Below are 5131 nucleotides of genomic sequence, written 5' to 3'. Positions count from 1 at the left end.
GTCGAGGCCGACGTCGCGCTGCCCGCGCTCACCGCGGAGCTCTCGGTCACGGCGCATCTCGGCGCCGCGCAGCTCGCCTGGCAGACGGCGGCCGGACGCTTGACCCTCAGCGCCGAGCCCTGGCTCACCGGCCTGGATCTGGTGCCCGTGCCGGCGCCGCCGGCGCTGCAGGCGGCGCTCTCGGATCTCTGGCCGCGGCTGCTGTTCTCCGGCGCGGCCTCGGCCGCCCTCCACACCCTGGTGCCGACTCTCGACCTCGGCGCGCTCGAGCGCTTCCTGCGCGACAGCGGCGCCGCGCTGCGCGACGTCCTGGCACTGGCCGACGGCAGCGGCCTCGACGTCGCCCGCATCGAGAGCCTGCTCGGCGACATCGGCCGCCTCGCGGGGCTGCCGCCCGGCGAAGGCCTCGGCCTGCCCGGCGGCCTGCGGCTCACCGCCGGCGGGGCCGGCACGGCCGCCGATCCGCTGCGCATCGGGCTCGCCACCGGCGCCGAGATCGCGGGCGTGCTGGGCTTCGACCTCGGCGCGCGCATCGATCCCGCGGGCCACGTCACGCCCGAAGGCACGCTCACGCTGACCCCGTCGGTCGACGGCACCTGGCACGAGCTCGGCATCCGCTTCGGGCTCGACCGCGGGGCGTTCCAGCTCATGCTGCTGCCGGGCGGCGGGGCGTCGCCGATCCAGCTGTTGCCGACCTTCAGCGGTCTCGGCGCGCTGCGCGCCGGGGCCGAGGCGCTGCTGCCCAAGGCGCTCGACGAGCTGGTCGGCGCCCTGGCGCCCTTGCCGGCGTGGCTGCAGAAGCTGCTCGACCTCGCCGACGCGCTCGATCTGCACGACGCCGGCGGCGGCTTCGCCGTTCACACCGACCAGCTGCGCAGCCTGCTCGAAGGGCATCTCTCGGCAGGCTTCACGGCCAGCGTGAAGAACGCCGTCGCGCAGAAGGCGGTGGAAGCGCTGCAGGCCCTGCCGGGGCTGCCGGCCGCCGTCAGCCAGGACGGCGCCCGCGTCCGCTTCGCTCTGAATCTGCCGGCCGGCATCACCGGCCAGGCCGGCGTGCTGCTCGGGTTCCAGGGCGACCTGCCGGCGGTCGGGCTGTTCGTCGACGACCTGGAAATCGCCGGCGTCTTCGCCGCCCAGCTCAATTTCGTCGCCCAAGCCGGCGGCGTCGAGTGCGACGGGCGTTTCGGCGCCGTGCTCTCGGCCGTCGGCGTGCCGTTGGTGCCGCGCCTCGACTTCGTCGCGGACGGCGGACCGGGCGGCGGCTTCAACCTGAGCGTGCAGCCGCCCTCCGGCGGCATCGGCGACGGCCAGCAGGGGCCGCTCGACCTGCGCATCGCGCCGAGCTTCGTCGCCACCCTGGGCACCGGCTCCGTCGAGCAGCTGCTGACCGACTGGGCGTTGCCCCTGGTCGCCGGCACGCTGCTCGACGTGGCGCAGCGCGAGGGCCTGCTCGCCGCCAAGCCGTGGGACACCGGCCCGACCCTGCGGCAAGTCCTCACCGGCGCCCGGCTCATCGATGGCGGCGACCGCCTGGTGTCGCCCCTGCCCGGCGTCTGGCCCATGGTGTCGGGGGCGCTGACCGTGCTCGCCAACGGCGTCTCGATCCCGATCGGCGACCTCACGCTGTCGCTCGCCGGCGAGGCCGACCGGGTCGGCCTCGCCCTCAAGGGCAAGCTGCAGTTCGACGCCGGCGACCTGTCGGCCGCCGTGCTGCTCGGCGCGCCGAACGACTGGACCCGGGAGGCCGGCGACGATCCGGGCACGCCCGGCGTCGCCGACGGCCTGCAGCTTTTCCTTTTGCGCACCGGCGGCGAGGCGCCGGATCTGGACGTCGGCCTGGTGCTCTCCGGCGTCGGCGTCGGCCTCTACGGCAAGAACGGCGCGGCCCTCGTCGACGATCCCTCGGTGCACCTGGGCGGCGTCGGCGCCTACCTGTTCATGGACATCGAGACCCGCGGCGGCCTGTCCGTGCAGCGACTGGGCGGGGGCCTCGAGATCAAGGACTTCGGCCTGCCGCTCAATGCCGTGACCAGCGGCGGCGCGGGGGGCGGCAATCCGGTGGTCGGCGCCCTGCTCTCCCAGGACGGCGCCGGCGGCGACACCCACCCGGCCAATCCCGGGGTGGACGTCGAAGTCTGGTACCGCGAGGACGACCGGCTCCACGTCCGCATGGGCGGCGAGAGCGGCGTGCTGTGGATCGGGGTACATTCCAAGTTCGGGCCGATCTACATCGACCAGGTCGGCGTGCGCCTGACCAGCAGCGATGCCGGCCTGCTCGTGGACGGCGGCGCCTCGATCGGCGGCCTGAGCGCGGAGGTGGACGACCTGACCCTGGAGATCCCCTACCGCACCGCCGGTAATCCCTCCACGTGGACGCTGGACCTGAAGGGCCTGGGCATCGGCTTCTCGGAGCCGGGCGTGACCCTCAGCGGCTCGCTGGTGAAGTACACGCCGCCGATCGAATACGACGGCATGCTGCTGATCGAGATCGGCCCCCTCGGCGCCATCGCCGTCGGCAGCTATTCGGTGCCGGTGGAAGCGGGCGGCGACCAGTACACCTCGCTGGCGATCTTCGGCGGCGTCTTCGTGCCGGTCGGCATCGCGCCGATCATCAACCTGACCGCCTTCGGCGTCGGCGTCGGCCTCAACCGGCGCCTGATCGTGCCCACCGACCTGAACCGGATTCCCGACTTCATGCTGATCCAGGCGCTCGACCACCCCGAGGCCCTGGCCAACGACCCGCTCGGTGCCCTGCTGCGCTTCCGCGACGCGGTGCCGCCCAGCCGCGGTTCCTTCTGGCTGGCGGTCGGCCTGCGCGGCACGTCGTTCGAGATCGTCCACGTCACGGCGGTGCTCTACGTTGCGCTCGACCACGGCGTCGAAGTCGGGCTGCTGGGCCTGGCGCGCGCCGCGCTACCGGCCGACGACGCGGCCCTGGTGAGCGTCGAGCTGGCGCTCAAGGCGCGCTTCTCCAGCGCCGAGATGCTGTTCTCGATCCAGGCCCAGCTCACCGACAACTCCTGGCTGCTGTCGAAGGACTGCCAGCTCACCGGCGGCTTCGCCTTCTTCATGTGGTTCGACGAATCGCAGTTCCTGCTGACGCTGGGCGGCTATCACCCGGCCTTCCAGCCGCGGCCGGAGTATCCGGTGGTGCCGCGGCTGGGCTTCCGCTGGAACCTGCTCGGCGTCATCCATATCAAGGGCGAATCCTACTTCGCGCTCACCAACACCTGCGTCATGGCCGGCACGAGCCTCGAGCTCACCTACGGCCCCGACTGGCTGCAGCTCTGGTTCAACGCCCACGCCGACTTCCTCGCCCAGTGGGACCCGTTCTACTTCGTCGCCGAGATCGGCGTCTCGGTCGGCGCCCGGTTCCACATGGAGGTCTGCTTCATCGGCTGCGTCACGATCTCGATCAGCGTCTCGGTCGGGGCCACGCTGCACCTCGAGGGACCGCCGCTGCACGGCCACGTCACCGTCGACCTGGCGATCGCCTCGGTCACCGTGCCTTTCGGCCCGGACGCCCGGCCCACCCCGCCGCCGATTCCCTGGGACCAGTTCAAGCTCAAGTACCTGCAGGGTTCGGATCCGGCCACGCTATCGGTCGGCGCCGAGGTCGCGAAGGGGCTACTGCCGCCGGAACCGCCGGGCGCGCCCGTGGCGCCGGGCAGCGCCGACCAGCCCTGGAAGCTCGGTGCCGAATGGAGCTTGCGGACGGAGACTCGGATGCCGGCGCGTTCCTTCGCGTTCGTCATCGACAGCGCGATCCAGCCTTGGGATCCGAATTCGCCGACGCGCTTCTCGGCCTTCAGCCTCGACGCCGAAACCTACGACCTCGACATCGGACCGATGGGCGAGGAGGACGTGACCAGCATCCACCGCGTTTTCGTCGAGCAGTTCGTCGCCGGCGCCTGGCAGCGCATGGCACCGGCCCAGCTCGACAAGGACCGCTTCGTGCTGACGCCGCGCCTGGGTCAGGTCTCCGAAGCGGCCTATCGCGTCTTCAGCGGCTTGCCCCCGGCGGCGGCGAACACGCTGCCGGCGCTGGTGGGCCTGACCGTCGACGGCGTCGCGAAGTTGCGCTCGACCACGCCCGACGCCATCCCGATCGCGAAGCTGCGCGACGCCACCAATCCGCGGCCGCTGCCCTTTGCCCGGCCGGATGCACCGCAGTGGAACGACATCCGCGTCGCTGGCCGCGCCGCCGACCGCTACTACGACTACGGCAATGCGCTGCCCTACCGGGAAGCCCTGGCGGCCAGCGCGACGGTGCTCTCCGGCAGCGGGACGGCCTTCGCCGAGAACCGCGGCGCCAGCGGCGTGATCGCGGGCGGCCTCGGTCCGGTGGCGCGCCAGTCCCTGCTCGGGCGCCGTTCCTCGGCGCCGCTGGTGGCCCCGCTCTCGGCCGGGCTGTCCATGAAGCCCGTCGAGCAGACGGCGCCGGACAAGATCGCGCCGCCCCCGCCGGTCGAACCGGTCGCGCTCTCCAAGCCGCGCCTGAAGGCCGTGATGCAGGCGGCGACGCGCGCCACCGAGAACGCGGCGCCGCGCCTGCGCACCACCGTCGCCGCCGCCCAGCAAAAGGCGGCCCTGGGCACCGTGGTGTCCGGGCGCGACCTCACGCGCCGCACCGTCGTCGCCGGCGCCCGCCTGCAAACGGTGGCCCGCGTCGAGGCGCCGCGACCGACGCGTTTCGCCCGCGGCATCGCGAGCCTGCGCAGCGGCGAAGTCGGCGCCGCCGTCGGCGCGGCTCGCGCCAAGGCCTTCGCCGCGGCCGAAGCCCAGGCCGCCGGCGACGGTGCCGAGCTGCGCGCCGGCGTCACCCAGTTGTGGGCCGTGCCGCTAGGCAAGACGACGCTGGCCGCCGACGGCGACCAGGCCCTGCGCGTGCTGTTCCTGTCCCGCGGCGGCGCCGTCATCGACGACCGCGAATACCCCGGCGGGAGCCTCGAGCTGGCGCTGCCCGCGAACTGCGCCATGGTCGGGGTGAGCGGCCTGGGCCGGCTCGGGGTCGCCGCGGACGGCTGGCGCGTGGCTCCGGCACCGGGCTCGGTGACGCCCTTCGCCGCGCCGGCCGGCCGCGAGCCGGCGACCGGCTGGCAGTCGAGCGATCAGGGACTACAGCTCGGTG

1 protein-coding gene is annotated in these 5131 nt (G+C 73.4%); it reads left to right on the top strand.

What is annotated here, in order from left to right:
* Nucleotides 1-5131 (top strand): DUF6603 domain-containing protein (locus AC32QD_RS15885; RefSeq protein ID WP_492011484.1); only part of this gene is annotated, 5131 nt, incomplete at both ends.

It is taken from the genome of Thermohalobaculum sp., from assembly GCF_058622915.1.
This window is presented reverse-complemented; position numbering and strand designations above follow the sequence as displayed.